Consider the following 6,186-nt stretch of genomic DNA (forward strand, 5'->3'; position numbering starts at 1 on the left):
CCTAAATTCATCCCGCTCTAGCGGAAGTTCGCTTCCGCTCAGCCGAACTCACGCCCACGACCCCAAGTGGACCTTCTTATCGCGAGGCGGCAGTGACCGCTCAAGGGGAAAGCGGACTAATGTATGCCTCATGCGTTGACATCAGGCGACCGGCGGCCAGTTTAGTGTGGGTGCCAAAGCTGTTGTGCCCTATCGGAAGATGCTAGGTTACCTCTTACCCCTCGGCTACCGCCCCATCCTGTCGCTTCTTCGCGGCACGGGCTTCCTGCTTGCAGCAACAGGGTTGCACGCACTGCTCTTGCCGCTACGCGGGCAGGCGGAAGGCTTCTCGACTGCATCCCTTGGGCTACTAGGAACCGCTTGGGCGGGCGGCTTCGTCGCCGGCTGCATCTTGGCACCTCGGCTTGTCCGCCAGATCGGGCACGTCCGCGCATTCGGCACCTTTGCGGCTTCTGGTGCAATCATCGCGCTGCTCACGGGCTTGATGGTTGACCAGTATGTATGGATTGTTCTTCGCGCCTTCACAGGGTTCGCCATGGCCGGGGCCTACATGATCATCGAGAGCTGGCTGAACGAGAAGGCGACCAATGAGAACCGGGGCACCGTCTTCGGCCTCTACATGATTGTCTCATATGCCTCGCTCGTGGCCGGCCAGATGATCGTCGTCTTGGGAGACGTGAGGAACGCGGGTCTGTTCATGGTCGCCGGTATCTTCTTCTGCCTCGCCTTAATCCCGACGGCAGTGTCGTCGGCAGCGACGCCAAAACCGCTAGAGGATGTCGCCCTTGATCTGAAAAGTCTCTATGGCACTTCACCGCTAGCCCTGATCGGCTGTTTCCTGACCGGCGTTGCCAACGGCGCCTGGGGAACGCTCGGAGCCGTCTATGGCGCCCGCATCGGAATCAGCAACACGGGCATTGCAGTGATGGCAAGCGCGGTTGTCCTCGCTGGTGCCGCTCTCCAGTTTCCGGTGGGCCGACTGTCCGATATCACCGACCGCCGCCATGTGCTGGCCGGTGCGGCGGCCGGAGCGGCCGCCTTCGCGCTTCTCGTATTCGTCCTCCAGCCGCGGTCGGCCGCATTGGTCATAGTTACCACCGCAGCCTACGGTGCCCTCTCCTACACCCTCTATTCGGTCGCAGTGGCACATGCCAACGACCACGCCCGTCCAGACGAGTTCGTCAAGGTATCGAGCGGTCTGCTACTGTTGTATGGGTTCGGCACGATGGTCGGGCCGGTGCTGGCGGCCATGCTGATGGCCGCGATGCGACCCGAAAGCTTGTTCCTCGCTACGGCTCTCGCCCACACTCTGCTCGCCGTATGCGCGCTGGTCCGCATTCTCAGCCGCGCTCCGGTATCGCAGGCTGGCAAGGAGGCGTTCAGGACACTGCCGGCCGAGCGGGCTGCGACGCCGGAATCGCTGCGGCTGGATCCACGAACCGGCCCGGCCGCAAAGTGAAACCCTTGATTACAAATCCCGTCGGGAATGCGTCGCTGTGTCGCTTGCCGCCCTGTGTAGATTGTGCGCTTCGCTCAGCGGTCTCTACAGAGGAGTCTCCTATCAGGCCATGAGCGGGCATTCGACCTCGTTCGCCGGAATGACTGGACCTGGCGCTACTTGCTCGTTCTGGCGGAAGAGCCCGAATGGCAACATTCCATCATCCCTTTTGCGGTCTTTCAGTTGCGAGCGCCGTATGACGCGCTCTTTCCGCGGAACGGGTCGCTATTCGAAACGCAAGCCCCAAGTTCAGGTCGCCATATTCCAGCTGCCATCGGCTTGCCGCCCTGATCGTCCCAGTTGCCCGGCCCGCCGCACAGTGTCAGACGCCCTGCTGCCAACGATCCGGCCTGCGGCCCAGCCGCTACCGCAGCAGGCCGGCATCTCGATCCGACATCAGCCGTCGGCTGCCACGCTAGCGGTCATGGCAGCCAGCTTGTCGTCGATCCGCCGCCCACCTATCGTTGTGACCTATCAAGCACGAAAACTAAGACGCGGCGGCGCTCTTTAGCGCTTCCCGCAGCGCCTGTTCCTTCGTTTCGTCGAACGATGTCTTGAGGACGACCCCGCCATACCCCTTGATCGCTGCCAGCACCTTGTCAGTCGTTATTTCCTTCACGAGCACGAACAGGGCCGCGCTTCCAGGTTCTATGGTTTCCGCGAGCTTCTTCATGAACGGGTCGTTGATGCCGACGTCGGTGAGCGCACCGCTAAGCGCGCCCGACGCCGCGCCCGCAGCAACGCCAATCAGCGGGTTAAGGAACACCAGTCCGATCAGCAAGCCCCACATGCTGCCCGCCGCTGCGCCGGCAGCTGTCAGGTTCATCATCTGGTTCAATTTCACGCTGCCCGACTCGGTCTTTGTTGCGATGACCGCGTCGCCAATCTTGATGAGATGTTCAACTTGCAGCTCGAACAGGCGCTTGCGCACCTCTTCCGCCTTTTCTTCATTGGGGTAGACGATCACAACGAGGTTAGACATGGCTGTTCCTTTCATGGACACCCCCACCCGTCGGCGCTAAGATGCCTGAATACTCGGCCGGATGAAACTCCGATAGCAACGCTGAGAGACAGTTTGTTGACAGAATTGTCTCCCACATAGCCAACCCCTCACAGCACAGGAGCATACTACGCCGCAGGTTCTGATCGACCCTGTCACGACCGTACCGTCCGTCTGCCAGGCGGGTGAAGGTCCTGTGACCGATCATGGACATCTGGCAATTCGCGCCTTTGTTACCTGCCTACCGCCACTCTTTTCTTTGCTATGGGTGCGGCCGATGATCCGGTCAATGCGATGTGTCTATCTGCGCGCTCTGGTCAGGGCCCTGAACGCGCGAGGCATCAAGCTCCACGAGATCGCTAGTCGTGCTATAGTCAGCGTTCCGGAGCTTCAGCGCGCCTAATGGAATTTGGCTCGCCGCTCGATCATGAAATGGCCGACTGACTGATCGCTTTCAGCCGGACGATTCCATCGAAATCTCCGATTTCTGCAAATGTCGGGACTATTTCGACGCAGACGCGAGCGTCTCGTCCGGCTTCATATTCGGACCTTCGCTCAACAACCCATTCCAAGATTGCGGGTCCCTGATATATTACTCTGATCATCTCGTTCGCAGGATCCGTTTTGCGCATATGCAGCCAGCAACTCGAGCGAGAGCGTAAGCAAGCCTTCCTTCCCGCCGACGCGCCGAACCTCGGAGGTGTTATGCTAGTATTGGTTTTCGGCCTCGTGATCTTCTTCGGAATCCATTCTGTTCGGATCGCCGCCGCCGGCTTTCGTGATGCGCAAATCGCCACAAACGAGCGGCGCTGGAAGGGACTTTATTCGCTCCTATCGATCATCGGCTTCGTGCTGATCGTCTGGGGCTGGAGTCTTTATCGGCCCAATGCGCCTGAGATCTACGAACCGCCCTCTTGGGGCCGCCATGTCGCGTCGGTGTTGGTGCTCGCCGCATTCGTCTTTCTGGCAGCCGCTTACTTGCCCACGGGTTCAATCAAGCATCGGCTGAAGCACCCGATGCTGGTGGGCATCATCCTTTGGGCCATCGGCCACCTCCTGGCCAATGGCGACCTTGCCTCGCTCCTAGTCTTCGGAGCATTTCTGGTTTACGCGATTGTCGATCTCATTGCCGTCATTCCACGCGGCGATCCGGCACCCGCGGTCGTGCGACCGCGTAGCGACCTGATTGCTGTGGGCATCGGCTTGGTGGCTTTCGCATTGTTCGGGCTCTGGCTGCACGGCTGGCTGTTCGGAGTCTCGCCCTTCGCTTGAACGTCCGCAGCGACGGCGCGCCTTCGAGGATGTCCTGGCGAACCCCACCCGTTGCCGCGGATCGAGTGCCTCGCAGACATCTTGTCGGAGCGTACGCCGAGGTTCGCGGCCAGCGACTCCAGATCAAAACCTGCAAGCTGGGATCACAAACAAAATATCCTATAGCCCGATGTTGTGCACCTCGGACGCGTGGGGGCCCGTGTCGTCTTCAAATGGTCTTGTCGTCGAACAACACTCGCGATGTGTGCCAGAGCCAATTCGGGATGCATGAAGACCGACGGGCCTCATCCCCTTCGGTGCGCGTCCCCGTGTGGAATGGCCGTAAAGGGTCCGGATCGCGACGCTCGCCGCGCCCCACGCAAACGTCGGCAGTTGGCGCAACGTGCTCGTTCTGGCTGTTGAGCCGAATGGCAACTTCCCATCCATTTCGGCCGTTGGCGGCGACCAGCTGGTAGAGTTTGACCCTAGAACGCCGGCGTGCGAGATCGCCGCCGGGACGGCCGGCCGCCGGCACCGCCCCGCCGGGGTTTGTCGGTCGCGGGTGTGGGGATCGATTGTGGGGCCCCTATCAGGCGCGTGATTGCCGGGTTCCTTCAAATGCATTCTTTCTTCCCCGGGCGACCGCGTCTAGGTTGCGTGGCAGGGGGAGAGATTCCTATGACGCTGTGGCTTCTTGTGGACACCTCGGTATGGCTAGACCTTGCTAAGGACTGGCGGCAGCAGCCGGTCATACGAGCGATGAGCGAAAGCGCCCGCCACCCCGGACTCGAACTGATCGTACCGGACATCGTCAGGGACGAGTTCGCCCGCAACAAGGAGCGTGTGGCCGCCGCAGGCGACGCCCTTGGCCTGCCAGATAGCAACAGGTAACCGTTACGCCGGATCGGCCAATCCGGCCGCCCGTCGCTGACCTCGGATGTACAGGCAGCGGCGGGGTACTGTTCCTAATTGACAGCCTTGATGTTCATAAAGCCGTTGCGCTTCAATTTGTCGTGAATGTCATACTTCCAACAGGGCACTACTGTTTCTTGGCTAGGCAGCAAAAGGCGGGGGCTTTTTGGGAGGAGACCCTGACAATGAAACGCCATTTTCCGATTGCACTTGCAGTTGCAAGTATCGTTTTGGCTGGCCACTCAATGGCCAAGGAACTGGACATGTCGAAGCTCACCTGCAAGGAGGTCGGGGCCATGTCGGCCGCCAAGGCTGTTGGCGTCGCCATGTGGATGAACGGCTATGTCCATGGCAAAGCCGGCAACACCATGGTGGACGGTGACAAGGCGGAGGCCAATGCAACGAAGGTCGCGGCCTATTGCAAAAAGAACCACGATGCGACGCTGGCGAGCGCGATCGAGGCCGTCAGCAAGATGTAGCAAAAGATCAAATGAAGCCTAAGAGAGCGGCCCCGGAAGGGGCCACACTTTTTTGGGCACCGAGGCAGTGGACCCATTGTATGGACGTTAACCAATCAAGCCTTTTTTGACAGGCGGCCGAAGTTCGTCTTCACACGACGGCTCGCTGGCTTGAGCGCGGCATAAATGGACTGTTCCAATGCCACGCCATTGAACAGCGACGGTGTACGACCGGAAATGACTTCTGGCCAAAAACGCATCACCGACTGCACAACAGATCCCTGCGCTGCGAAAATCCCTTCGACGAATGCGATGGTCTTCTCATTGACGGCGTTCACTGCTTCAGTGCCTTTTGGGCGATTGCTTCTGGCATCCATCGCTATCAGCGGCAGTCGCATCAACGCGACGCTAGGCGCCAGCATTAGGCCGAAATTGATGGAAGCCGCATTTCGCATGCGACGCTTGTTGCGAGTTGGCATTGAGCATCCCCTACCTCGGCCGTTGCAGCCGACAGCAGACTACGCACCACCAACGGCTTTGTTCCACCGCGCTTATTTAGCGAGAGCTAACGGAACCGAAACAACCGTGCAATATTGAATCAAATTCGAGTTGCGTGGGGTTTCGATGCGTAAGCCTGCCGGCGGGGACCGGTTGTCATTCATACCGCCTTTGATGCCTACCCTGGTGGAGAAACCGCCCGAGGGCGACGGATGGATTCACGAGGTTAAGTTCGACGGCTACCGCTTCGTCACGGTGCTTCCCCCTCACTTTATGCCAAATGAAACGCGGCTCCATGCCCCAAGAGCAAAGATTGCGCCGATCTTGCGCAAACACAAGCTTCGCCCCCGTAAGGGCGTGCTTGACGATTTCAGCAGGGGCATCCAGCTAGCTAGAACGACAGATAAATGCTCACTCCCGAGCCAGGGTAGTAGCCAGGGTAGTAGCCAGGGTAGTAGCCTGGGTAGTAGCCCGGATAGTAGCCCGGATAGTAGCCCGGATAGTAGCCCGGATAGTACGGCCGATAGTAGCGCGGATAGTAGTTACGGTAGCCGTAGTAGCGGCAGTTA

The 6,186-nt window shown here is 59.7% G+C and carries 6 protein-coding genes and 1 pseudogene; 5 read left to right on the forward strand and 2 right to left on the reverse strand.

Going from position 1 to position 6,186, the window contains the following annotated elements:
* The first annotated feature begins 199 nt into the window (after positions 1-199).
* Positions 200-1,459, forward strand: coding sequence for an MFS transporter (locus BQ8794_RS23555; RefSeq protein WP_077381042.1), 1,260 nt, complete (start codon positions 200-202; stop codon positions 1,457-1,459).
* 526 nt (positions 1,460-1,985) lie between these two features.
* On the opposite strand, the gene BQ8794_RS23560 is transcribed toward BQ8794_RS23555, so the two are convergent.
* Positions 1,986-2,480, reverse strand: coding sequence for a DUF1269 domain-containing protein (locus tag BQ8794_RS23560; RefSeq protein ID WP_077381050.1), 495 nt, complete (start codon positions 2,478-2,480; stop codon positions 1,986-1,988).
* A gap of 723 nt (positions 2,481-3,203) precedes the next feature.
* On the opposite strand from BQ8794_RS23560, the gene BQ8794_RS23565 reads away from it, so the two are divergent.
* From BQ8794_RS23565 to BQ8794_RS23575, 3 genes are all read left to right on the forward strand, one after another.
* Positions 3,204-3,770, forward strand: coding sequence for an NnrU family protein (locus tag BQ8794_RS23565; RefSeq protein WP_077381043.1), 567 nt, complete (start codon positions 3,204-3,206; stop codon positions 3,768-3,770).
* A 657-nt stretch (positions 3,771-4,427) separates the two neighbouring features.
* The gene (locus tag BQ8794_RS23570; protein WP_077381044.1) at positions 4,428-4,640 is read left to right on the forward strand and encodes a PIN domain-containing protein; all 213 of its coding nucleotides are present in this window, start codon (positions 4,428-4,430) and stop codon (positions 4,638-4,640) included.
* A gap of 206 nt (positions 4,641-4,846) precedes the next feature.
* The gene (locus tag BQ8794_RS23575; protein WP_077381045.1) at positions 4,847-5,140 is read left to right on the forward strand and encodes an HdeA/HdeB family chaperone; all 294 of its coding nucleotides are present in this window, start codon (positions 4,847-4,849) and stop codon (positions 5,138-5,140) included.
* Between the two features lie 95 nt (positions 5,141-5,235).
* Here the strand turns inward: BQ8794_RS23575 and BQ8794_RS23580 are convergent, their stop codons facing one another.
* The gene (locus BQ8794_RS23580) at positions 5,236-5,598 is read right to left on the reverse strand and encodes a hypothetical protein (protein ID WP_077381046.1); all 363 of its coding nucleotides are present in this window, start codon (positions 5,596-5,598) and stop codon (positions 5,236-5,238) included.
* A gap of 145 nt (positions 5,599-5,743) precedes the next feature.
* Between BQ8794_RS23580 and BQ8794_RS37550 the strand changes: the two are divergent.
* A pseudogene (locus BQ8794_RS37550) lies at positions 5,744-5,863 on the forward strand (DNA ligase); the annotation flags it as partial.
* Between the last annotated feature and the right edge of the window lie 323 nt (positions 5,864-6,186).

Origin of the sequence: Mesorhizobium prunaredense (assembly GCF_900156895.1) — a bacterium.
GTDB lineage: Bacteria > Pseudomonadota > Alphaproteobacteria > Rhizobiales > Rhizobiaceae > Mesorhizobium > Mesorhizobium prunaredense.